Annotated in this window: 19 protein-coding genes and 1 pseudogene; 7 read left to right on the top strand and 13 right to left on the bottom strand. The window is 62.2% G+C overall.

Going from position 1 to position 22,214, the window contains the following annotated elements:
- Positions 1–16: 16 nt before the first annotated feature.
- Positions 17–1,093: an efflux RND transporter periplasmic adaptor subunit gene (locus GKZ67_RS11305; RefSeq protein WP_173242391.1), complete on the bottom strand. Its 1,077-nt coding sequence runs from the start codon at positions 1,091–1,093 to the stop codon at positions 17–19.
- A gap of 164 nt (positions 1,094–1,257) precedes the next feature.
- Here GKZ67_RS11305 and GKZ67_RS11300 point away from each other — a divergent pair, with 164 nt between their 5' ends.
- Positions 1,258–1,653: an MGMT family protein gene (locus tag GKZ67_RS11300; protein ID WP_173242389.1), complete on the top strand. Its 396-nt coding sequence runs from the start codon at positions 1,258–1,260 to the stop codon at positions 1,651–1,653.
- 15 nt (positions 1,654–1,668) lie between these two features.
- On the opposite strand, the gene GKZ67_RS11295 is transcribed toward GKZ67_RS11300, so the two are convergent.
- The 3 genes and pseudogenes from GKZ67_RS11295 to GKZ67_RS11290 form a co-directional block, all read right to left on the bottom strand.
- Entirely contained in the window at positions 1,669–3,084 is a 1,416-nt protein-coding gene (locus tag GKZ67_RS11295; RefSeq protein WP_173242387.1) for a hypothetical protein, read from the bottom strand.
- Between the two features lie 60 nt (positions 3,085–3,144).
- Positions 3,145–3,219 (bottom strand): SEC-C metal-binding domain-containing protein, encoded by a 75-nt coding sequence (locus tag GKZ67_RS23520; RefSeq protein ID WP_254245244.1) that lies wholly within the window; start codon positions 3,217–3,219, stop codon positions 3,145–3,147.
- 156 nt (positions 3,220–3,375) lie between these two features.
- Positions 3,376–4,094, bottom strand: a pseudogene (locus GKZ67_RS11290) (zinc-dependent peptidase); the annotation flags it as partial.
- Between the two features lie 109 nt (positions 4,095–4,203).
- On the opposite strand from GKZ67_RS11290, the gene GKZ67_RS11285 reads away from it, so the two are divergent.
- Entirely contained in the window at positions 4,204–4,602 is a 399-nt protein-coding gene (locus tag GKZ67_RS11285; protein ID WP_254244770.1) for a hypothetical protein, read from the top strand.
- A 129-nt stretch (positions 4,603–4,731) separates the two neighbouring features.
- On the opposite strand, the gene GKZ67_RS11280 is transcribed toward GKZ67_RS11285, so the two are convergent.
- From GKZ67_RS11280 to GKZ67_RS11260, 5 genes are all read right to left on the bottom strand, one after another.
- A complete protein-coding gene (locus tag GKZ67_RS11280; protein WP_173242385.1) occupies positions 4,732–6,645 on the bottom strand; it encodes an ABC-F family ATP-binding cassette domain-containing protein in 1,914 nt (637 codons plus the stop codon).
- Between the two features lie 122 nt (positions 6,646–6,767).
- Positions 6,768–8,006, bottom strand: a complete 1,239-nt coding sequence (locus GKZ67_RS11275) for a pyridoxal phosphate-dependent aminotransferase (protein ID WP_173242383.1) — start codon at positions 8,004–8,006, stop codon at positions 6,768–6,770.
- A 1,289-nt stretch (positions 8,007–9,295) separates the two neighbouring features.
- On the bottom strand, positions 9,296–10,102 hold the full coding sequence (locus GKZ67_RS22635; protein WP_217278577.1) for a glycosyltransferase family 2 protein: 807 nt from the start codon (positions 10,100–10,102) through the stop codon (positions 9,296–9,298).
- A gap of 79 nt (positions 10,103–10,181) precedes the next feature.
- Complete coding sequence (gene recR, locus GKZ67_RS11265) at positions 10,182–10,796, bottom strand: recombination mediator RecR (protein WP_173242381.1); 615 nt, start codon at positions 10,794–10,796, stop codon at positions 10,182–10,184.
- Between the two features lie 117 nt (positions 10,797–10,913).
- Positions 10,914–11,204, bottom strand: coding sequence for an ATP-dependent Clp protease adaptor ClpS (locus GKZ67_RS11260; protein WP_151089113.1), 291 nt, complete (start codon positions 11,202–11,204; stop codon positions 10,914–10,916).
- Positions 11,205–11,358: 154 nt separating this feature from the next.
- Here GKZ67_RS11260 and GKZ67_RS11255 point away from each other — a divergent pair, with 154 nt between their 5' ends.
- Positions 11,359–11,916: a hypothetical protein gene (locus GKZ67_RS11255; protein WP_173242379.1), complete on the top strand. Its 558-nt coding sequence runs from the start codon at positions 11,359–11,361 to the stop codon at positions 11,914–11,916.
- Positions 11,917–11,957: 41 nt separating this feature from the next.
- Positions 11,958–13,361: a cytochrome P450 gene (locus GKZ67_RS11250; protein ID WP_173242377.1), complete on the top strand. Its 1,404-nt coding sequence runs from the start codon at positions 11,958–11,960 to the stop codon at positions 13,359–13,361.
- 29 nt (positions 13,362–13,390) lie between these two features.
- Here the strand turns inward: GKZ67_RS11250 and GKZ67_RS11245 are convergent, their stop codons facing one another.
- Both GKZ67_RS11245 and GKZ67_RS11240 read right to left on the bottom strand, forming a co-directional pair.
- The gene (locus GKZ67_RS11245; protein WP_173242375.1) at positions 13,391–13,744 is read right to left on the bottom strand and encodes a hypothetical protein; all 354 of its coding nucleotides are present in this window, start codon (positions 13,742–13,744) and stop codon (positions 13,391–13,393) included.
- 211 nt (positions 13,745–13,955) lie between these two features.
- Positions 13,956–16,004 (bottom strand): alpha/beta hydrolase family protein, encoded by a 2,049-nt coding sequence (locus tag GKZ67_RS11240; protein WP_173242373.1) that lies wholly within the window; start codon positions 16,002–16,004, stop codon positions 13,956–13,958.
- A gap of 449 nt (positions 16,005–16,453) precedes the next feature.
- On the opposite strand from GKZ67_RS11240, the gene GKZ67_RS11235 reads away from it, so the two are divergent.
- The 3 genes from GKZ67_RS11235 to GKZ67_RS11225 are packed head-to-tail and all read left to right on the top strand — an operon-like array spanning position 16,454 to position 19,304.
- Positions 16,454–17,326: a hypothetical protein gene (locus tag GKZ67_RS11235; RefSeq protein WP_173242371.1), complete on the top strand. Its 873-nt coding sequence runs from the start codon at positions 16,454–16,456 to the stop codon at positions 17,324–17,326.
- Complete coding sequence (locus tag GKZ67_RS11230; protein ID WP_173242369.1) at positions 17,275–19,188, top strand: hypothetical protein; 1,914 nt, start codon at positions 17,275–17,277, stop codon at positions 19,186–19,188. The genes GKZ67_RS11235 and GKZ67_RS11230 overlap by 52 nt, the downstream gene beginning before the upstream one ends.
- Positions 19,161–19,304, top strand: coding sequence for a hypothetical protein (locus GKZ67_RS11225; RefSeq protein ID WP_173242367.1), 144 nt, complete (start codon positions 19,161–19,163; stop codon positions 19,302–19,304). Before GKZ67_RS11230 ends, GKZ67_RS11225 begins: the two co-directional genes overlap by 28 nt.
- A gap of 97 nt (positions 19,305–19,401) precedes the next feature.
- On the opposite strand, the gene GKZ67_RS11220 is transcribed toward GKZ67_RS11225, so the two are convergent.
- Both GKZ67_RS11220 and fbp read right to left on the bottom strand, forming a co-directional pair.
- Positions 19,402–20,946 (bottom strand): aldehyde dehydrogenase family protein, encoded by a 1,545-nt coding sequence (locus GKZ67_RS11220; RefSeq protein WP_173242365.1) that lies wholly within the window; start codon positions 20,944–20,946, stop codon positions 19,402–19,404.
- Between the two features lie 189 nt (positions 20,947–21,135).
- The gene (gene fbp / locus GKZ67_RS11215) at positions 21,136–22,155 is read right to left on the bottom strand and encodes a class 1 fructose-bisphosphatase (protein ID WP_173242363.1); all 1,020 of its coding nucleotides are present in this window, start codon (positions 22,153–22,155) and stop codon (positions 21,136–21,138) included.
- Between the last annotated feature and the right edge of the window lie 59 nt (positions 22,156–22,214).

The raw sequence follows: 22,214 nt of genomic DNA, 5'->3' as shown, positions 1-22,214 counted from the left end.
CTATTTTAGCATTTCATTACTGACCCTGTTGATTATTCTTGGCCTTGCGCACTTTCACCGGCTTGCCGGGCTGGGTGAACAGCACGCCATTTGTCACGACTGAGTCGCCGGCGGCGATGCCGCTGACCACGGCAATCTGCTCATTCTGGCGGTCGCCGGTTTTTACATCCTGCATTACCGCTTTGCCATGCTTGACCAGCACTACCTGGTCCGATTTATCACCGGGCATGATGGCGTTGGTGGGCAGCAGCACGCTGCGCCGCGCCGCGCCGGTGCTCACGCTCACGCGGGCAAAGGTGCCGGGGCTCACCTGAGCGCCGGCGGGCAGCAGGGCACGCACCGTGAGGTTACGGGTAGTCTGGTTTACCTGGCTTTCCTGCGCCTGAATGGTGGCGTTGTAGCGGCGCGGCGGGTTGCCGGCAAAGCGCACCGTCACGACGGAGCCCGGCTGCACGATGTTGCCGCTGGCTTCGGGCAGCGTAAAGTCGACTTTAAGCTTGGTATCGGCCTGTAGGGTGGCGATGATGGTAGCGGGCGTTACGTAGGCGCCGGGGCTTACCTGGCGCAGGCCCAGCACGCCGGCAAAGGGCGCCCGGATAACCGTTTTGGCCAGCATGGCCTGGGTGTAGGCCGCATCGGCCTCGTTGCTGCGCACCTGGCTTACGGCCAGGTCATAGTCGGCCTGGTTTACCCCCTGCACCTTCAGCAGCTTTTCGAGGCGGTCTTGCGAGAGGCGTGCCACTTGCAGCAGCGCGTTGGTTTTTTGCAGCTGAGCCCGCAGGTCGGCGTCGTTGATGCGGGCAATAATGCTACCCTGGCTTACGTGGCGGCCCTCATTGACATTGAGGGCAATAAGGCGGCCATTTACCTCGGGGTGCAGCTCAACAAAATCGTTGGCGACCACCGTGCCGTTGGCCTCGATAGAATCGGTTACGGACGAGGGATGGGCCACCAGCACATCGACCAGGGCCGGGCCATTATTCTTTTTAGAATCTTTACCGCCTTTCGAGTCGTCGGTTTTGGAATGGCAGCCGGCCAGCAGGGCCAGCGCGCCGCCGGCCAGCACGAGCTGGGCCGAAGTGAAAAAGCGCATACGGGAAATAAGGTGAATAGCAGCAGCTTGTGCAAAATTACGCACAGCCGCCGGCCGAAGCTCGGTCAACAGCACGCACCAAGTTCGGGTTCAGTGCGCGGGCAAGGACGTGGCCCCATGGTCAGGGTTGCGCTACCGGCGGCACTCTCCCGTATTTTCGCTGCATGAAGAAGCCAGCCGCCGCTTTGCCCACCCCGCCCGCCACCCCGGCTCCCGAGCGCAACTACTTTGCCGATGTGCACGAGGTAGTGCGGCTGGTGCCGCCGGGTCGTGTTACCAGCTACGGGGCTATTGCTCACTACCTGGGGGCAAAACACGGCTCGCGGGCCGTGGGCTATGCCCTCATGGCAGCTAACCTCGACGCGGCCACGTTCCAAAAAGACGAGCAGGTGCCCGCCCACCGTGTGGTAAACCGCCTGGGGCAACTCACCGGCCGCCACCACTTTCCTACGCCTACCGCCATGCAGGAGCGGCTCGAAGCCGAAGGCGTACGGGTGGTAGATGACGTGGTAGTCGATTTTAAAAAGCTGTACTGGAACCCCGCCGCGGAACTGGAGTAGGCGCGGAGGTCGGGGTTACTTACGAGTGCGGAGTCGGATAGCCTTCAAATCAAATTCTCCAACTCTGGTCGGCACTATCTCAAGCGGTTGTTTGGCGGGGTCAAGCTTACGAGCGCCCCGCACGTAAACAGGCTGCCGAAAATTAGGTAAAAACGTCAGTTCCGGCGCCGTTGCGCTACCCAGGCGCAGGTGTGGCTCATGCACGGGGTCGGTCCAGGTGAGGGTCAGAACCTGATTTTCGGTTAGCTCACCTACTGCCTGGTCATTTAAAAAAACGGGCAGGGCAGGCCCGGCACCCAGGTTGCGGTACACGTAGATGCGCACCACCCAGTTTGCCGATGCCGGCCGGCCGGCATCGGCAAACTGGGTGGTGCGCCCGGTTACCATATCGAGGGTATAAGGTTGAGGCCGGCGGTTGGCCAGCGCGGCACCCAGTAGGTTGCCAGCCTTCAACTCCTGACTGGCGTTGTCTGGCATTCCCATAAACCCAAAGCTGTTTTCCTGCCGCTGCAGGATGGCATAGCGCCCCTGATGGTAAATGTAGAGCTGCTGACCATCGGAGAAGCCCCAGCTACCGGCGGGTACCACTCCGCTGGCATGGCCGGCCGCGGCCACTGGGGTCAGCTCGGGCAGGTTTTCCCAGCCGGCAGCAGTCCGAGGAGTTGCTTTTGCCTGCAAGCCGGGTACTGGCACTGGCTGGTTGTTGCGAAAGCTGAGAAACGTAGGAAAGTAGCCCGGCACGACTGGCGTGGTCAGGATGGCGTAAAGCAGCGTTGGGCTCGCCACGTGCCCCACCTTGGTGAGGGCCTCCAGCGACTGCGCCGGCCGAGCTTGCGCGGTTTTCCAATCAGGGGTCGATAGCTGTTGCAAGCAGCGCTCCAGCGTTTTTTTGAGGTTTCGCTCGTGGCTGGGCGTTATGCCTAGCATACCAGTGGGGCGCACGGTGTCGGTAGCGGTTTGTACAAAATGATAGCCATCGGCCGCGTGTAGGTACAAGTCGAGGACCGCTCTGGCCTGCCGGATAATACCCCCGCCCGTGCCGGTTAACAATCCAGTTGGGCCGCTTACTGCTGTGCCGTTCGTAAACAGCTCGCCTACTCGCAGCTCGCGCACTAGCAATAGGGCCGGGCGGTCAGTAGGACGGGCCGGCAGTTGCGTCTGCAAAAAACTGGTCAATCCCTGAACCAGGTTGGGATACAAGTCGGCTGGGCGCAATGAGCCGGTCAATACCAACGCTGCCTGGGGGCGTATCCGGCCAATACCGGCGCGGTCGGTGCGCCCATCTAAAACCTGTTCAATATAAAAGGTGCGCTGGGGCAGGTCAAGCGTTTGCTGGTCGAGGCTCAGGTACTCAACCTGGGCACAGGCCGGCACAGCCCGGCCCAGTAGCAGCAAAAAAAAGTAGCCGAAAATCGATAAGCGTAACATCATTTGAGGAGAAAGTGCCGTGAAGTAGCACTCAAAGATGCAAACTCTCCTGCTTATGTAGCGCTATGCCGCCGCAGACATATGGCATTCCTTATATTTCTTGCCGCTGCCGCAGGGGCAGGGCGAGTTGCGGCCCAGTACTTTATTTTTCGCGCGCAGCTGGCGTAGCCACTGGCGCGGGTCAAGGTGATTGCCGTGGGCCGTGAGGGTTTGCTCGGGGTGCTGGTGCAGGGCCTGGCTGAGCAGGTCGAACAGCTCGGGATGGTTTTCCCGGAGCTTTTCGGGTCGCTCGAAAAAATACTCATTAACTACCGCAAAAAACTCGGCTTCGCTGGTGCCGCCGTAGGAATCGATGTCGGAGTGCCCGGCCCGGATGGCAGCCAGCTCGCGCTGCATTACCTCGGCCCAGGGGCGGCGCAGGGCCGGGGGCAGGCCCGTGGCAGGTATGCCGTCTATCTGGCCATCGGCCTCGTCTACGAGGTGGGCAAACTCGTGCACCCCACGTTGCGGCGGTCTTCGGCATCGGCGAAGCCCTGTACCAGCGCGGCCCGCGACAGGCGCATGTACTGTGAGGTCTGAAAGCGCTGCACCGAGCCCAGCAGAGTGCCTTGCAAGGGTAGTACCTCCTGGTCGGCCCGGGTTTCGAGCTGCCAGCCGTCGGGTACTATCAGTACCTCGTGCAGCGTCGGGTATTCCCAGCCGGGAAACCCGAAGACGGGGATAACCGCCGCGGCAGCCGTGAGTACCCGCGTCAGGTCATCGACCTGCGTTTGAATACCCGTAAGCCGCGTGCGGGCCAGAAACAGCTGCATGCCCTGCTCAAAGCGAACCCGCTCGGCGGGCTCCAGGCCGTTGTAAAAGGCGACGTGCGTAGCCAGCAGCGTGCGCCAGGTATCAGGAAAGGGAAGAGCCAGGGCAGCTGCCCGGCGGCGGCGGTCGGCCGTGAGGTAGCGGTAAAAAAGCAGCAGCGGGCCCAGCAATACCGCAGCGGCCAGTACGTAAGAAAAAGACATGCGCCGCTTAACGGCGCAGCCGCCCCGGCGGTTGGGGCGGCCGATTGCCGTTTCATGCGCAAATTTGTACCCTATCTTCTTCTTACGTGTCTTTCCCCTGCCTGCCCCGATGAACGCCGCCGACCTGAACGCCGCCCTGATGGCCCTGATTGAGAAGAAAGCCGAGCTTCACACGCTCACCTACGACGACGCCCGCTACGACGACGTGGAAGAGTCGCTGCACGACCTCGAAGACGATTTTAACGATGACTTTGGCCCCGACCTCGAAGCCGCGCTCGAAAAAGTCCACCTCGACCTGAAGTCGGATACCGACGTGCTGCTGCCTACCGCTTATCTGCCCGCCACCGACAAGCCCCAGAAAGAAGATGGCGTGTGGATAGACTCCGAAAAGTACCCCGGCCGCGTGCGCCTGGTGCTGCGCGCCAACCCGCCCGCTTCATCCTCACCACCAGCAAAGGCCAGGAGCACGAGCTGTGGAAAGCGTAGCTGCCTGTCTGTGAAAATTTAGCAATGCTAAAGAACGTCATGCCGAGCCCCGCGAAGCAGCTCGCCCAAATCGTTGGATAACTCACCAATGACGTAAGCAAGCTGCTTCGCGGGGCTCGGCATGACGTTCTTTTTTGCTTAATTCATGGTTTTACATAAAGTCGCTCAGCTCCAGCCAGCGCTCCCCCTTTTTATCCAGCTCTTTATCAACCGCCTGTAAGCGGGCCGGCCAGTCAACTAGCTCCTGGCGCGAGCCTTGGCCAGTGGCCAGGTTAGCTACCAGCTGCTCTTTTTCTTTCTCCAACGAGGCAATATCCTTTTCCAGTTGCTCAAACTCCTTTTTCTCGGCGAAGGAGGCGCGGCGCTTAGCGGGCACGGCAGCCGGTGCCGGGGCAGGAGCAGCGGGCGCGATTTTAGCGGCAGCGCGGGCAGCTTTGGCCGCTTTTTCCTCCGCTTCGAGGGCAGCCTCGGTTTCGCGCTCGGCCAGGTAGTCGCGGTAGTCGGTGTAGTTGCCAGGAAAGTTGAGCACGGCCCCGCCCGGCTCCAGCACAAACAGGTGCTCGGCCAGGTTATCGAGGAAGTAACGGTCGTGGCTCACGATGAGCAGGCAGCCCGAGAAGTTGAGCAGAAAGTCTTCCAGGATATTGAGCGTGCCCAGGTCGAGGTCGTTGGTGGGCTCGTCAAGAATAAGGAAGTTGGGGTTTTTCACCAGCACGCGCAGCAGCTGCAGGCGTCGCTTTTCCCCGCCGCTCAGCTTGCTTACCAGCGTGTACTGCTGGGCCGGCGGAAAGAGAAACAGCGTCAGAAACTGGCTGGCCGTGAGTACGTCGCCGTTGGCCAGCTCCACTACTTCGGCCACCTCCTTCACGATGTCAATCACGCGCTGTGAGGGGTCAAATTCCAGCTCGGTCTGGGTGTAGTAGCCAAATACGGTGGTCTGGCCCACGTCCACGGTGCCGCTGTCGGGCTGAAGCTTGCCCGTCAGCATATTCAATAAAGTAGATTTTCCGGCCCCGTTCGGCCCCACCAGGCCAATGCGGTCCTTTTTCTTAAACACGTAGCTGAAATCGTCCAGCACCACCTTATCGCCGAATTTCTTGTTAAGATGTTCGGCCTCAATGATTTTTCCGCCCTGGCGGGTGGTTTTCACGCTCAGCTCCAGCTGCTGCTTGCTGAGATTGGTGCTGGCTTTTTCCTTGGTAATGTAGAAAGCATCGATGCGGGCCTTCTGCTTGGTGCCGCGTGCCTGGGGCATGCGGCGCATCCACTCCAGCTCTTTGCGGAAGAGGTTGCGGGCCTTTTCTACCTCAGTAGCCTCGCGCAGCTCGCGCTCGGCTTTTTTCTCCACGAAGTAGGCGTAGTTGCCCTGGTAGCGGTACATGGTGCCCTTGTCGAGCTCCACAATCTCGTTGGCTACTTTATCCAGGAAGTAGCGGTCGTGGGTCACCATCAACAGCGTAAGACTAGGCGAGTTGAGGCGATTTTCGAGCCATTCGATAGTAGCCAGGTCGAGGTGGTTGGTGGGCTCGTCGAGCAGCAGCACGTCGGGCTCTTCGATAAGCACGCGGGCCAGCGCCACGCGCTTGCGCTGCCCGCCCGAAAGCTTGCTCACGTTGCGCGTCAGCAGCTCGCCCAGGATGCCCAGCTTGCCCAAAATCTGCTGCACCTGCGACTCATAGTCCCAGGCGTTGAGGTTATCCATGCGCTCCATCACGCGCTGGAGGTCGTCGGGGTCGTGGTTGGGGTCGTTGACGACGTGCTCGTAGTCCTTCACCGCCCGCAGCGTATCGTTCTGGCTGGCGAAGATGGTTTCCTCCACGCTCAGGCTCTCATCGAATACCGGCTGCTGGCCCAGGTAGGTGACCCGGATGCCCTGGCGGCGCGTTACCAGGCCGGTATCGGGGTTTTCGAGGCCCGCCAGCACGCGCATAAGGGTGGTTTTGCCCGTGCCGTTGATGCCCACAAAGGCGATGCGCTGCCCTTGTTGCAGGCCAAAGTTCAGGTTTTGAAACAGCCAGCGGTCGGCGTAATTTTTCGAGATATTCTCAGCAGAAAGCAAATTCATAAGTACCGTAAAGGTACGGCGGGCAGCCAACGATGGGCTGCGGCTCACACCAAGAAACACCAAAAGGAGGATGGCGCGGGGCAGAGCCCCGCGCCATCCTCCTTTATAGGTCGGCGGGGAAATTATTTTAACGCGCCCAGGATCTTTTTAATCCGTGCGAAGGCCTCGGTTAGCTTAGCGTCGGCGGCAGCGGTACTGAAGCGAATGCAGTTGGGCGCGCCAAATGCGTCGCCGCTCACGGCTGCTACGTGCGCATCGCGCAGCAGGTAAAGCGTCAGGTCCGACGAATTAGTAATAACAGTGCCATCGGGCGCGGTGCGTCCGAAGAAAGCCGTCACATCGGGGAAGATATAAAAAGCGCCATCCGGCGTGGGCGTGACGAGGCCCGGAATATCTTTTACCAGTCCCAGCACCAGGTCACGGCGGCGGCGATACGCCTGCACCATTTCATCGGCCGAGGCGCGGCCGCCTTGCAGGGCCGCCAGGCCGGCGCGCTGCGCAATGGAGCAGGTACCGGAAGTAACCTGGCTTTGGAGCTTTTCGCAGGCGGCGGCCACGACCGGGTGCGCAGCCAGGTAGCCCAGGCGCCAGCCCGTCATGGCGTAGCCCTTCGAGAAGCCATTGATGGTGATTACCTGGTCTTTCACCTGCGCAAACTGGGCCAGGCTCACGTGTTCGCTGGTGAAATTTATATATTCATAAATCTCATCTGCAATGGCAAAGATGCCGGGGTGCTGGGCCAGCACGTCGGCAATGGCTCCTAATTCCTGGCGGCTAAACACGGCCCCGGTGGGGTTGCAGGGCGAGGAGTACATGACAGCCTTGGTGCGCGGCGTGATGGCCGCGGCAAACTCAGCAGCCGTCACTTTGTAGTCGTTTTCCAGACTACCCATAATGGGCACGGCCACGCCCTCGGCCAGTTCGACCTGGGCGGCGTAGCTTACCCAGTAGGGCGAAAAAATAATGACCTCATCGCCAGGGTTTATCAGCGTCATGATGATATTGCTGAGCGCCTGCTTGGCACCGGTGCTCACTACAATCTGGCTGGGCTGATAAGTCAGTTCATTGTCACGCAAGAGCTTATCGCAAATAGTCTGGCGCAGGTCGAGGTAGCCCGGCACCGGCGTATAAAACGTGTAGCCGTCGTCAATCGCCTTCTTGGCCGCATCCTTTATATACTGCGGCGTCTGAAAATCGGGCTCGCCGAAGCTCAGGTTAATCACATCGACGCCCTGCGCGGCCAGCTCGCGGCTTTTCTTAGCCATGGCGATGGTAGCCGACTCCTGAATCTGAAGAATGCGGTCGGCGAAATAGGCACTTGGGTCGGCCGGGGCAGTAGCCGCAGAAGCACTAGGGGTCATAAACTTATTCGATAAGTTAAAGGAGCGAGTCGCAAAAGTATTGAAAATGTGGGGTAAGCCTCGTCTTGCCGGGTCTTTTGTCGCAAAAAAGCCAGAATCGCTCTGCCCGGCTACCATTTGTTTGTTATGACGAGCCGCCGAGTCGGCGCCAGCCCCGGGCCAATATGCCCAGGTCGAGGCTGGGCTCATAATCCTGCGCATAAAGCAGCTCCAGGCGGCGGCGGGTAGCCTCAGAAAGCAGTATCTCGGCAGAGGCGGTGTCGGCGGGCGAGAGCACGGCGGGGTGAGAGTCGGCTTCGGGCAGGTAGCGCAGTCCCACCCAGCTACGCCGGCCCGCAGCACTAGCCAGACATTGCGCAGCAGGCCGCCCGGCCGTAGCTGCCCCCAGGCCAGTAAAGGGCTGGCAGCTAGTATCGTGAGGGAGGCAACCAGGTCGAGCAGGCGCTTGTTGCGGCGCTGGGCGGGCTGGCTCAGCTGCCACGAGCGGTCGAGGGCGTAGTAATCGCCGGGCGCATCCTTATCGCTGCTGCCGATAATATACTGGCTGCCGGCCGGCAGAATCTTATACGTCACAACCGGCTCGGCCGGCAGGCGGGCCATGAGGTCGATAATCTGGCTGGCTGGCAGGTCCTGCCCGCAAAAAATAAGCTCCGTAAGGCCATAGAGCCGCAGCAGGGCCGGCAGCTCGGCCACCGTACCCAGGTGGTCGGCGGGCACAGGCAGTGCGGCGGGTAGCGGCACGGGCGTGAGGTAGCCGATAATTTTGGCAGGTACCTGCGCGGCGCCGAGCAGCTGGCGCACGCGCTGGCTTTCGGGAGCTGAGCCAACAATAGCCACGGTTTTTGCCCGGCCTTCGCTCAGGCGCAGGTTGCCGTGGCGCAGCCAGTGGCTAAACAGCCGCCGGGCAATGAGAGCCGCCGCCGCCCACACGCCGCCCAGCACGATAAGCGCCTTGGAAAAGCGCCAGTTATCAAAAAAATTGGTGGCCGCTGAAATCAACACGGTGCCTACGGCCAGGCCCCGCACCACGCGGCTGGTGCGGGCCGGCTGGTCGTAGCCCCCGCTTAGCCAGGTAGTAGTCAGCCACACGGCAATGTAGAGCGGCACCGCCACTAGCATGTACTGCGGCGGGTAGGGCATGCGCACGTACTTCTGGTTGGTTTCCCAGTATACTTTGAGGGCGTACATGCCCGCGTAGAGCAAGCCTGTGTCGAGCAGTACCGGGGCGGCGGCCGTGGCCAGGCGCTGCGCCACGGCCGCGCCTGCTCGCAGCCAGATGGCGCTGTTAATCAGCGCCGAAAACAGGCCGGCCCGGTTCGGGGCAAAGTGCTTTTGGGCAAAAATGACCATGGCCCGGTAAAACACAAACACGTAGTTAACGCTCGTGCGCTTGGTGCTCTCGCCCTTGTAGTGCAGAATGCGGGCGCCCGGAAAATACCAGTTTTGCCAGCCGCCCGCGTGAGGCGATACGAGAGGTCAATGTCCTCGCCGTACATAAAATAGTCTTCGTCGAGCAGCCCTACCTGGTCGAGCGCGGTTTTGCGCAGCAGCATAAATGCCCCGCTCAGCACCTCAATCTCGTGGGCCTGGTCTTTAGCCAGAAAGCCCAGGTGGTAGCGCCCAAACGTGCGCGACTTCGGAAAAAGACTCGCCAGCCCGAAAATCTTATAAAACGCCACGGCCGGCGTGGGCAGTCCGCGCTTGCTTTCGGGCAAAAACCGGCCCTGGCCGTCGAGCATCTGCACGCCCAGGCCGCCGCAGCGCGGGTGGGCATCCATAAAGTCGCAGCAGCGCCGGAAGGTGCTTTCCTCCACCAGCGTGTCGGGGTTGAGCAGCAGCTGGTACTGGCCGGTAGCCCGCCGCAGGGCCTGGTTGTTGGCTTTGGAAAACCCCGGATTATCCTGGTTGGCAAGCAAAATGACTTCGGGAAAGCGCGCACGCACCATTGCCACCGAGTTATCAGCCGAATTATTATCGACCACAAATACCTCGGTTAGCTGGCCCAGCGCCGCCACGGCGGTGCGCACCGAAAGCAGCGTCTGCTCCAGAAAGTAGCAGACATTGTAGTTAACAATGACGACGGATAGCTTCACCACGGGAGGGCGAAGTTAAAGTAACGCGGAGCTTCCGCTACGCCGGCCGGCAGCCAAGAAGAGCAGCTTTCTTTTCGGCGGGCTACCGGGCCTGGCGCTGGCGCTCTACTATCGAGCGGCCCAGGGTAATTTCATCGGCGTATTCCAGCTCGCCGCCCATCGGAATGCCGCGGGCAATGGTACTGAGGTGGATATTCTCGAAGTCGCGCAGGCGGCGCGAAAGGTAAAAAGCCGTAGTGTCGCCCTCCATGGTGGGCGAGATGGCCAAGATAATCTCCCGGATTTCCGAGTCTCCGGCCGCCGCGCGGGCCACCAGCGAGTCGACCTGTAAGTCGGCCGGGCCGATACCCTCAATGGGCGAGATAACGCCGCCCAGCACATGGTACACGCCCTTATACTGGCCCGTGTTTTCGATGGCGATAACGTCGCGCACGTCGGCCACCACGCACACCTGGGCATGGTCGCGCAGCTTATTGGCGCAAATGGTGCATTCCTCGCTATCCGAAATACTGTGGCAGGTGCGGCAGTACGTGATATCGAAGCGCATCTTGGCCAGCGCCTCGGCCAGGTTGGCCGTGGTGTCGCTTTCGGCCTTGAGCAGGTGCAAAGCCAGGCGCAGGGCCGTTTTTTTGCCGATGCCGGGCAGGCGCGACAGCTCTACTACCGCATTTTCAATAAGTTTGGAAGGAAAATCCATTTTTTAAATGTGCGGAATGTATGAATGCGAAAGATGTGAAAATGAATGAGCGGAAAGGAAAGGCATGAAGCGACCCTTCCCATTTCTACATTTCCATATTCAACATATTTCCACATTCTAAACAATATCGGCCGAGATGCCTCGGTCGTGGATGGCCGAGCAGCGCGGGGCCAGCTCGTCGAAGGTGCCGTTTTTGACCGCGCACTTGCCCTTATAATGAATGAGCAGGGTGCATTGCTCGGCCTGCTCGGGCTCGTGGCCGCACACGTCGATAAGCGTCTGGATAACGTGGTCGAACGTGTTCACGTCGTCGTTGTACACCACGAGCGTGCGCAGCTCCTGCTCTTCTTCGAGCAGCAGCACATCGTCTTCGTAATCAATCTGCGGGCGGGTAGCGGGGAAAGCCATGGCACAAAAATACGGCAGCCCCGGCGAAGCAAGGGGCCGCCTGATAACTCCGTAGCCCGCCATTTCGTTCGGAATAACAGGCTCATACCAGCGCTTGGCCGCTACTTTTAGCGCAGAAACCGGCGGCCCGTGCGCGCCGTGCCTGCTTAGCCCTATGCCCGTTCCTTCCGCCGATTTTAAAAAAGCCGTCGCCCGCCTTTCCGAAAAGGAAAAGGAGGCGCTCATTTTGCGGGCCGTGCGCCGCGACACCGAGCTGTACGATACCTTCAGCTACGAGCTGCTGCCCGATGTAACGCTCGAAAGCGTGTACGAAACCAGTGCCGACCGCATCCACGAGCTGTTCAATGTGGCCGTGACGGGCCGGCTGCTCAACCGCAGCCTGGTGAAAGCGCTGCGCGGGGCCGTACAGGAGGCGGCCCGCGCCCGACGCGTTACCAAAAGCAAGCAGCTCGAAATCGACCTGAGCGTATATGCGTTGAAGCTGATATTTGATAACTACACCGGGCAGTTCGACAGCGTGTACCAGGGCTTTTTTGTGGGCACGGCGCGGCTGGCAGCCCGGCTCACGCAACTGGTGCTGAAGCACCTGCACGAAGATTTGTGGCTGGAATATAAGGGCGAGCTGGATGATTTTCTCGCGCAGCTGCATGGCCGCAGCAAGAGCCGCGAGCTGAAGTTTGAGCTGCCCAGGGAGCTGGTATTGCCTGCCTAGCAAAGTTAGCGAACCTGATTTGTTTTAAAATATATTAAATAATGAATATTAAAAAACCGCCTGCCGTAACGTGGCCGCAGGTGCCGCGCCTGCTCACGCTGCGCAACTCGCTGAAAGCGGCCCGTAACCCAATTGGGGCGCTCTCACAGCTGCTGGCGCGCTACGGCGACACGGTGCGCCTGTACATGGGCGGCGTGCGGCCCACCGTCGTGACCCGCGACCCGGCCCTCATTCAGCATATTGTGCAGAAAAACCACCGCCGCTATCACAAGTCCGACCTCACGCACGGGCTGGTGCGCTACCTGGGCCGGGGCCTGCTCACCAACGAGGGCGCCGACTGGCTGCGGCAGCGGCGGCTGGTGCAGCCCGGCTTTCACCGGCAGCGGCTGGCCGGCCTCACGCGCCTTATGCGCACGGTGGCCGATGAGTGGGTGGCCGAGCTGGACGCGCAAACGGCAACTGAAACGGCGGTGGAGCTGGACACGCACGCCGCTACTACGCGGGTGGCTTTTCGCATTATTGCCCGCTCGGTATTTGGCAGTAGCCTCGACGAAAGCCAGCTGGCAAAGCTCAACGACTGGCTCACCGCCATTCAGGCTTTTTATGTGAATACCCTGCGGCAGCCGTACCTGCGGCCCTGGCATCGGCTGCGCGGCAATTATAAGCGCCACGACCAGCTGGCTACGCACCTGCGTGAGCTGGTGCGCGGGGCCATTCGGCAGCACCAGGCGGCGCAGGCTGCCGCGCCCGCCGGCACGCCCCCGCCCGACGACCTGCTGCAAATGCTGCTGGAGGCCCGCTACGAAGACACCGGCGTGGGCATGGCCGAAAACCAGCTGCTCGATGAGCTGAATATTCTGCTGGTGGCCGGCCACGAAACCTCGGCCAATGCTCTGGCCTGGGCGTTTTACCTGCTGGCCCGCCACCCCGAAACCCAGGCCCGGCTGGTGGCGGAGATTGAGGCGGCGCTGCCGGCCGGGCAAAGCCCGGAGTTTGCGGACCTGATGCGCCTGCCCTACGCCCTGCAAGTGGTGCAGGAAGCCATGCGCCTCTACCCGCCGGCCTGGATAATGTCGCGCGAGGCGGCCGAAGACGACGAGTTTCAGGGCCAGCACATTGCCAAGGGGACGTTATTTTCCCTTTACCTCTACGGACTACACCACCACCCGGCGCTGTGGCCCGAGGCCGAGGCATTCCGGCCCGAGCGCTTTGCGGCGGGCGCGCCGCTGCCGCCCTACGGCTACCTGCCTTTCGGTGGCGGGCCGCGCCTATGCGTGGGCAATCAGTTTGCCCTCACCGAGCTGCAGCTCGTCCTCATCCAAACGCTGCGGCGCTACCGCGTGGTGCCAGCCGGACCCGAGGTGCCGGGCCTGGCTCCGCTCATTACGCTGCGGCCCAGCGGCAAATTGCCCCTGCGCTTTGAGCGGCGCGAAATAGCTGCGTGAGCCAGGTAAAGAAGCCAGCGGGCCTGCTGCTAGCGCAGGGCCAGAACGCGCAGGCTTTTGTAGGTGGCCGCATCGTCCTGCAATTGCAGATACTGCTCGTACTCGGCCGGCGTTAGCACTTGTTCCAGGCACAGGGCCAGCTGCTGTAGCGAGCGGGTCTGGAGCTGATGACTCTGCACCGCGTGCTGTACGGCGGCGGTCTGCGCCCTGGAGAGCTGCAGGGTGGCTGCCAGGTAGCGCACCAGGGGGCGGGCGCCAATGCCGCCGCCTTCCAGCATGCCCACGCTGGGAGTAGGGCGCTCGGGGTCGTGGGAGGAAGCCAGTGCCGGATGCAGGCTCAGGCTCAGCCCAATGAGGAAGGTGGTGGTAAAGAGTGCTTTCATAAATAAAAACAGATAGGGTGAGGGAGCAGCCGTCAGGCTATAATGGTCTGGACGCGACCAGCAAAGCGTTTGACTCACCAAAGATTGTGTGCTGGCTACCCTGCCACCAACCCAACTAGCCCAGTGGCCGCTACAAATCTCCCAATCACCCGTTTTACCCTGTGAAGCGTCTAAAATCCTCGTTAAATACTTTTTTTTCCAGGTAGATTACCTAAGGCAGTAATCGGCTGCCCAGTGCCTGGCGCAGGTCGGGTACATCGTAGTAGCGCAGCACGCCGGGCAGTACCTCCGAATAAGCGTCCTTGGCGGTGGGGTTTTCGAGAAAATACCGGAACGAAGGTGGCCCACCGCTCACCTGCACCTGCTCGATTTGGGGCCCGAATGTGCTGGCCGGGCTGGTGCCCGGCTGGTCAGTGGCTAACGTAGCCGGCCCCTTCGCCACGCGAGAGCTTAACAGCGCCGCGTGCAGCGCCACCAGCGCCGCCCGGCCATCGGCCCGCAGCAGAATGGGCAGCTGCCCCAGCCGGCTGTCGTTGCGAATAAAGGAGAGAAGACTGCTCACATCTACTACGCGCTGGGTTAGCAGCGGCCGGCCGGTGTGCAGCGCCAGCAGCGCATCGCGGTATTCCTGGTTGTAAAACTTGGGGTCGTTGAAGGCGGCCGGGTCGGTGGTTTCGCCCAGGCCGCGCAGGTCGGCCAGCAGCACGGCCGTGCCCTGGCGCTGGTAGGTGGCCAGGCGGGCGGCGCTGTCGCGCAGGGTAGCGGCCATGCCCCGGTCGGGCAGCCAGATGACGAGGCGGGTCGGAGAAGCCGGGCCGGCGGGCAGCAGGAGCCGGGCCGGCAGCGGCGGCTCGCCGGTGCGGCGCAGCAGCAGGTTTTGCCAGTTCTGGCCGCCGGTCAGGCGCAGGGTATCGCGCTGGTCGGTGGCCGCAGTGACGCGGCCCTGGCTACCAATGCCAAGCTCGTGACCGACCACTTTGAGAAGCGCTTCGGGTGAGTAGGCCGGGCGGGCCGCCGCCAGGGCCCGTGCTTCGGCCAGGTAGCTGGCCGCCAGGGTTTCTTCGTCTTTAAAGCTGGTGTTAACCTGCCCGGTAGCGGTGTAGCGCAACGTTGCTTCGGGCAAGGCCGGTGCGTCGTCTTCGGGCACCAGCGGCCCGCTTGCGTGCAGCCACTGCCGAAACCAGGCCACCGCCGCTGCCCGCTTCGGGGCCGAGATGCCGTGGCCATCGTCGTAGGTAAACAGGTCGGTTTTTTCAGCGGCACCCAAAGCCGTATAAGTGCGGCGCATGTCGGCAAAAGCTGCTTCCATCTCGGTCTGGTCCACGAAGTCGTAGCGGCCCGTGAGCAGCAGCACCGGCTTGGGCGCAAACATAATGGGCCAGTCGGCCACGTCGAGGCCGGCCGCGCCGGCGCCGGGCAGCATTACGCAGCCGTCGGCCGGGCCAGTGGCGGTGAGATTGCGCTCGCCGGCAGCTACGTAGCTGCACAGCGCTGCTACCTGCACCCGTTCGTCGTAGCCCATGAAATAAGCCGTTTGGGTGGCCCCGCCCGAGTTGCCGAGGCAGCCCACGCGGGCGGCGTCGACCTCGGGCCGGGTCAGCAGGTAGTCGAGGCCGCGCACGTTGTCCCAGAGCTCGGCGGCGGGCAGGGTGCGGCCCAGCAGGTTGGCCTCCGCATTGAGTAGGGTGTGCTCGGTGGTGCCGCCGCGCGTGAGCGACTTGCCGTTCGCATCAGTCAATTGCATTCTTTCGCCCTGCGAAACGGGGTCAATGACGAGCACCACAAAGCCGTTGCGGGCAAAGAGCCGCGCCGTTTGCTGGTACGAAGGCGTGGCCTTGCTGGTATTCTCGTGCCCGCAAAACAGCAGCACCGCCGGCTTGCGGCCTTGGCCGGCGGGCAGGTAGAGGTTGGCCGTGACGTGGTGATGTGGCGTGCTTTCGTATAGTATTTTTTCTATATTAAATCCCCGCTGCGCTATCGTGCCCACAACCCGCGCCCGCAGCGGCGTGCGCGCCGGCAGCGGCCCCAGCACTCGTCGAAACCGCGCCCGCGCTGAGTCGCGGTAGGCCTGCGTGCCCGCCGCTGAAGTCAGCGCCTGGTCGAGCGCCGCCCGGCGCGGCGCGTACTGCTGGTGCAGCTGCTGCAAGAGGTAGGTGGGCAGCGTGGCGGGCGCTTTCCAATCGATAACGGCAGGGATGGGCGTCTGGGCGGCGCGCAGGGCCAGCAGAGCCAGTAGGGGCAGTAGCAACTTATGCAGCATAACGCACAAACTAACGGCTTTTGGTCTGATTCGCGGCTTCGCTACCTCAAAAGCTGGCCCCGTGCGCGCCAGTATTGAGCTGTTGCCTGATTGGTGAATATATTTAAAATAAATAATATGAAAGGGTGGATAATGGCACGCTAGGCTTCCTTTCAATAGGCGCATTCCCAAACCTGACAGCCTTAGCGCCTGAAGCTGGCCCTTGAATAATTGCCGTAACGAATACGCGCCGAGGGAAAACAGCCGGTTTTGGGGTGCTGGGGTTAGTTTTCTCAATAAACCCTGCTTCGGTCTACACTCACCAGGCGCCTTGGCGCACTAGCATCTTTATGCGATACCGTCGCATTGAATCAAGCCGGACCTTTGCCCCTGGTTAGCCAAGTAGTGCGCTGCTGGCTAATTAAGGGCAAACTGCCTTTTAATAGCTGCTTTTCGCCGTTCTCCTTTTTATGAAGTTTTCGCTACGCCTGCTGCCCGCAGCTCATTTTTTGCTCCTGCTGGTCGGGATACAGGCCTTGCTGCCCTGGGCAGCGCGGGCTCAGGCCCCAACTGTAAGCAGCATCCTCAACCCCGACGGCACGCTGCGGCCCGGTGCCAAGGGTTCCTTTAATGCTACCGGCTACCAGCTTAGCTACGGCAAGGGCGGCCAGCCCGTGCTGCAAGCGGCGGCCGGCCAAAGCTGGAACGCGCTGGGCGGTAGCCCGGCCGGCACCCAAAACGGCACTAATGGAAACGTACAGGTAGTGGCCGTGAGCGGCACCGACGTATACGTGGGCGGCAACTTTACCACGGCCGGCGGCACCGCCGCCAACTACGTGGCCAAGTGGAACGGCAGCACCTGGAGCAGCCTGGGTACGGGCTCGGCCAACGGGGTAGGGAGTAGCGTATCGGCGCTGGCAGTGCGCGGCACGAACGTGTACGTGGGTGGCAGCTTCTCTACGGCCGGCGGCCTGCCGGCCAACGCAGTGGCCATGTGGGATGGCACTACCTGGAACGCGATGGGAACAGGCGTGACTACGGGTAATTACCCTGGCAATGTGCTGGCCCTGGCTCTGGACCCCAACGGCGTGAATGTGTATGCTGGCGGCAGCTTCGTCACCGCAGGCGGTAGTACCGCCAACAACGTGGCCCAGTGGGACGGCACTACCTGGAGTGCGCTGGGCAGCGGCATGGGCAGCAGCGTGTATACGCTGGCTGTGAGCGGCTCGACGTTGTATGCGGGCGGCTATTTCACCACGGCCGGGGGTACCCCGGCCAACCGCATCGCCCAGTGGGACGGCACCGCCTGGAGTGCGCTGGGGCCGGCTTCGATAGTAGCGTAGAGGCGCTGGCCGTGAGTGGCACGACCCTGTACGCGGCTGGTTTTTTCCTGAACTCTGGCAGCGTGAGCACCCGCTACGTGGCCCAGTGGGACGGCACCGCCTGGAGTGCGCTGGGCACCGGCATGAACAACGTAGTGCAGTCACTGGCCGTGATTGGCACTACGGTGTACGCAGGCGGCCAGTACACAACTGCCGATGGCACTACCGCCAATCGCGTCGCCCAGTGGAACGGCTCGGCCTGGAGCCCGTTGGTAATGGGCGCGGCCAATGGCACCGATAACAGCGTTTTCGGGCTGGGAGTGAGCGGCACTACCTTGTATGTGGGCGGCAACTTTGCCAACGCCGGCGGCAGCACCGCCAACCATATGGCCCGGTGGGATGGCTCCACCTGGGCGCCCCTGGGCACAGGCGGCGCAAGCGGCGTCAGCAACTCCTCTTCGAGTGCTTCGGTTCATTGCGTGCTGATAAACGGCTCGACCGTGTACGTGGCCGGCTCGTTTAACAGTGCTGGTGGGGTACCGGCCAATGGGGTAGCCAAGTGGGACGGCAGTACCTGGAGCGCACTCGGCACTGGGCTCAGTAGCAGCGCGACGGCCCTGGCCCTGGGCGCAAATGGCACTGACCTCTATGTAGGCGGCTACTTCAGCACCGCTGGCGGGGTACCTGCCAACCGGGTAGCGAAGTGGGATGGCAGCGCCTGGAGCGCGCTCGGCAGCGGGCTAAGTGGGGGGAGTGGGTATAGCATTGGCCCGTCGGCGATGACGATGAGCAACGGCCTGCTGTACGTAGCTGGTATATTCAATTTGGCTGGAGGCATCACGGTTAACAATGTCGCCAAGTGGGATGGCAACGCCTGGAGTGCGCTGGGCAGCGGGGTTACCGTGGGTTCATATACCTCGGGCGTGTTGGCCCTGGCCGTGAACGGGACGACTGTTTACGTGGGGGGCGACTTTTCGGCGGCCGGCGGCAATAGTGCCATTCAACGAGTGGCCCAATGGGACGGCACTACCTGGAGTGCCCTGGGCAGCGGCGTGAGCGGCACGGTCAATGCGCTGGTAGTTGGGGGTACTACCTTGTATGCCGGTGGCTCTTTCACTGCTGCCGGCGGCGCGCCGGCCAACTACATCGCCCTGTGGAATGGCAGCGCCTGGAGTGCGCTGGGCAGCGGCCTCAGTAATTCGGTTTCTGCCCTGCTCTTGGATGGCACCAACCTGTACGCGGGCGGCAGCTTTACCACGGCCGGCGGCAGTGCTGCCAACCGGGTAGCCATGTGGGACGGCAGCAGCTGGACCAGCCTGGGCACCGGCGCTGACAACGGAGTCGGTAATGGCAGCGTCTACTCACTGGCGCTGAAGGGCACCGACCTGTATGTAGGTGGGAGCTTCGCTACGGCCGGCGGGCTGGTGGCCAATAATGTCGCTTACTACGGGGCCGCGCCGACGCCCCTGCCCGTCGAGCTTACCGCCTTCACGGCTACGGCCGAGGGCAATACGGCGGTGGCCCTGGCCTGGGCCACTGCCTCAGAGCAGAACACCCTGGCCTTTGAAGTAGAGCGCAGCCAGGACGGGAAGACCTTTGCCCACGTTAGCACAGTGGCCGCGGCCGGCAGTAGCAGTACTTCACGCCGGTATGAGTTGCTGGATACCAATCCGCTTGCCCGGCAGTCTGTCCTCTATTATCGCCTGAAGCAGCTGGACGTAGACGGCACCTACAGCTACTCACCCGTGCGCACGGTGGCCCTGGCGGGTGCCAGCGCCGGCCTGAGCCTGTACCCCAACCCCGCCCCCGGTGGCCAGGTCAGGCTGGTGGGCTCGGCCCCGGCACCCTGGTGCAGGTGTACGATGCGCTGGGCCGCCCGGTGACCAACTCACCGGCCGATGCCACGGGCACGGCGGCCCTGGTGCTGCCGCAGGGGCTGGCGGCGGGCGTGTACGTGGTGCGCGCCGGCGCGCAGGCCCTGCGCCTCACGGTGGAGTAAGCGGTTGGCTAGTCAGCTATGTATACATATGTATACGAAAAGAGGCCGCTTCCTGCCAGGAAGCGGCCTCTTTGCATGAAAGGTGGTCGGGGAGGTGCTACGCCTTCTCCGGCAGTAGCACGGCGTCGGGGTAGTTGCCGAGCACGGGCTGGCTCGGGGCACCCTGGGTAACGGCCTCTACCAAGAGCTTGCCGCCTACGAAGGCGCCCTTCCAGCTCTCGCCCAGGCCGCCGAATACTTCCTCGCGGTCGCCGCGGCTGCGCAGCTTGTTGATACCCACCTTGAAGGCGCGCAGCTCCTTGCCGGTGCGGGTGGCCCACTTCTCGTCGTCCGAGCCCAGGGCGGTCACGAGCGCGCCGTTCGAGATGTTCATCTCGCCTACCAGCTCTTCTACGCGGTCTACGAGCACTACCGTGTCGATGGGGCCGAAAGGCTCTTTAAAATACAACTCGCTCTGGCGCGGCAGGCCCACCAGGGCGCGGGGCGCGCGGTAGGCCGAGCGGTCCTGGCCGGGCAGGAAAAGCGAGTCGTCGAGCTTGCCTTCGTAGAAGGGAATCGCGCCGGTTTTGAGGCCGTCGGCGTACAGGCGGTCCAGGTCTTCGGCCTGGCGGGCGTTGATAACGGGGCCAAAGGCCAGGTCCGGCAGCTTGTCGCCAGCGGCATCAACCAGCGTTGGGTTGCCCACTTTAAGGCTACCAATAGCCGTTGTATACGTTTCGAGAAACTGCGGAAACAGGCGGCGCTCCACCACCCAGCGTACATAGGCGGTGCAGCGCTGCTTGCCGTAGTCGTAGCCTTTTACCAGCTGGTCGGCCAGCTTATCCCACTGCGAGTAGTCCCAGATTCCGTAGGTGTTCACGCCTTCCATCTCCAGCATATACCGCTTGTGGTTTTGCGACAGCGCATCGGCGATGTTGCGGCCGTTGTAGCGGCCGCCCACGAAGGAAAGACAGTCCACGGCGGGGTCTTTCACCAGTACATCGCTCAGCTCGCCGCCGGGGCCGCTTACCAGGGTCACTGGCAGGCCGCAGCGCCGGGCAATAGCAAAAGTGAGGCTCAGGGAGATAAAACCGCCGTCGGTGGGTGTTTTGGCAATAACCGAGTTGCCGCACAGCACCTGTGTGAGTACGGCGTGTAGCAGCACCGACATGGGGTAGTTCCAGGAGGCAATGTTGCTCACCAGGCCCAGGGGCTGGCGGCTACCTAGCAAGCCCTCAATATTGTCGACGTACCACTGCACGCCCTCGATAGCCCGGTCAATATCGGTAAAACCCAATTTATACGTCTTACCGATTTCCCAGATGAGCAGCTTACCCACCAGCTCTACCTGCGGGCGCAGCTGGTTGAGGCAGTCCTGCACGCGGCGCTTGCGCTCGTCGAGGTCGGTAGCAGCCCAGGCAGCGGCTTCGCCCTTGGCAAAGCGCACGGCGCGCAGCGCGGCATCGTGCTTGAGCATGGGCAGCGAGCCAATCTCGGAGCCATCAACCGGCGAGTGGAAGGGGCGGGGCTCACCGGCCTCCTGCCAGCGGCCTTCGAGCAGGTTGAGGTAGCCGCCGCTGGGGGCGAAGATTTCGGGCGTGACCTGCTTGATATCGGCCAGCAGCTTACTGAACTCGACTTCGGGCGAAATGATTTTAGCCATGAGAGTAGCGCGCGGCCGGTAGCTGCGCGAATCGGTGAAAAGAATAAGAACAGGTACGAGGCCTGGCGCAAGAACGTCATACCAAGGGTAGCGAAACAACCCGGCCGAATTGGGGAGGTAGTACTCCCTTAGCTCAGGCAAGATGCTTTGCTACCCTCAATATGACGTCTTTTCGCAGTGAAGGAGGCGCTACTTGCTCGCTACAGCTTGCAGCTCGCGCACCAGCTCCGAAGAGCCCACAAACAGCGGCACCCGCTGGTGCAGGTCGGCAGTAGGGGGCACGTCGAGTACCTCGGTGGCTCCGGTAACCGCCACGCCACCGGCTTGTTCGCTCACGAAGGCAATGGGATAGCATTCGTAGAGCAGGCGCAGCTTGCCGCTGGGCCACTGCCCGGTGGGCGGGTAAAGGTAGATGCCGCCCGTAAACAGATTGCGGTGGTAATCGGCCGCCAGCGAACCCACGTAGCGGGCGGCCATGCGGCGCTCCTTGCAAGTGGTAAGAAAGGTGCGGGCAAACTCCGGAAAGTCAAACCAGTTGCCCTCGTTGCACGAAAATACCTCGCCGCGCTTAGGCATAGTCAGGTGCGGGTGCGAGAGAAAAAACTCGCCCAGGCTGGGCTCGTAGGTAAAGCCTTTCACGCCGTGGCCGGTGGTATATACCAGCATGGTGCTGGAGCCATAGAGAATGTAGCCCGCTGCCACCTGCGCCCGGCCGCCCTGCAAAAAGTCTTCGGCCCGCGCCGGCCCGCCGTAGCGGCTCACGCGCCGGTAAATGCTGAAGATGGTGCCGGTATTTACGTTAAAGTCAAGGCTCACCGACCCGTTCAGCGGGTTGAGGGCCACCACGTACTTGCCCTCGTGGTTGCCGGTGTCGATGATATCGGGGCGGGCTTCGCTGAGCACGGCGCAGCACTCGCGGCCATTGGTGAGGGCCCGCACAAAGCGAATATGCGCCTCCTCGCCCAGCCGGTGGCGGGGGGGCTGCTGCTCACCCTCGGCGCCCACCACTTCGGCCAGGTCGTTGAGACCGGCGCGGCTCACCTCGCGCGCCATGATTTTGCTGGCCAGGGCGATGTCGCGCAGCAGCTGCGAAAGCTCGCCGGTAGCAAACGGGAACTCGGCCTGCTTGCGCATAATGTAGCGCTCGAGCGTGGTGCCGACGGGGGTCGCGATGTCGTCGTGCGAGGGCGGGATAGTAGACGGAGACATACCGGTAAAAAACGCCCCGGCCGTGGCCGGCCAGGGCAGTAACACAAAAAGCGGAAGTA

The sequence above is a fragment of the Hymenobacter sp. BRD67 genome, from assembly GCF_013256425.1.
GTDB lineage: Bacteria > Bacteroidota > Bacteroidia > Cytophagales > Hymenobacteraceae > Hymenobacter.
Note: the sequence above shows the minus strand (reverse complement) of the source record. Positions and strands in the feature narration are given on the sequence as shown.

Coding starts and splice junctions, on each gene's coding strand:
- GKZ67_RS11305 (WP_173242391.1), bottom strand. CDS start 1,093: ATGCGCTTTTTCACTTCGGCCCAGCTCGTGCTGGCCGGCGGCGCGCTG.
- GKZ67_RS11300 (WP_173242389.1), top strand. CDS start 1,258: ATGAAGAAGCCAGCCGCCGCTTTGCCCACCCCGCCCGCCACCCCGGCT.
- GKZ67_RS11295 (WP_173242387.1), bottom strand. CDS start 3,084: ATGATGTTACGCTTATCGATTTTCGGCTACTTTTTTTTGCTGCTACTG.
- GKZ67_RS11285 (WP_254244770.1), top strand. CDS start 4,204: ATGAACGCCGCCGACCTGAACGCCGCCCTGATGGCCCTGATTGAGAAG.
- GKZ67_RS11280 (WP_173242385.1), bottom strand. CDS start 6,645: ATGAATTTGCTTTCTGCTGAGAATATCTCGAAAAATTACGCCGACCGC.
- GKZ67_RS11275 (WP_173242383.1), bottom strand. CDS start 8,006: ATGACCCCTAGTGCTTCTGCGGCTACTGCCCCGGCCGACCCAAGTGCC.
- recR (WP_173242381.1), bottom strand. CDS start 10,796: ATGGATTTTCCTTCCAAACTTATTGAAAATGCGGTAGTAGAGCTGTCG.
- GKZ67_RS11260 (WP_151089113.1), bottom strand. CDS start 11,204: ATGGCTTTCCCCGCTACCCGCCCGCAGATTGATTACGAAGACGATGTG.
- GKZ67_RS11255 (WP_173242379.1), top strand. CDS start 11,359: ATGCCCGTTCCTTCCGCCGATTTTAAAAAAGCCGTCGCCCGCCTTTCC.
- GKZ67_RS11250 (WP_173242377.1), top strand. CDS start 11,958: ATGAATATTAAAAAACCGCCTGCCGTAACGTGGCCGCAGGTGCCGCGC.
- GKZ67_RS11245 (WP_173242375.1), bottom strand. CDS start 13,744: ATGAAAGCACTCTTTACCACCACCTTCCTCATTGGGCTGAGCCTGAGC.
- GKZ67_RS11240 (WP_173242373.1), bottom strand. CDS start 16,004: ATGCTGCATAAGTTGCTACTGCCCCTACTGGCTCTGCTGGCCCTGCGC.
- GKZ67_RS11235 (WP_173242371.1), top strand. CDS start 16,454: ATGAAGTTTTCGCTACGCCTGCTGCCCGCAGCTCATTTTTTGCTCCTG.
- GKZ67_RS11220 (WP_173242365.1), bottom strand. CDS start 20,946: ATGGCTAAAATCATTTCGCCCGAAGTCGAGTTCAGTAAGCTGCTGGCC.
- fbp (WP_173242363.1), bottom strand. CDS start 22,155: ATGTCTCCGTCTACTATCCCGCCCTCGCACGACGACATCGCGACCCCC.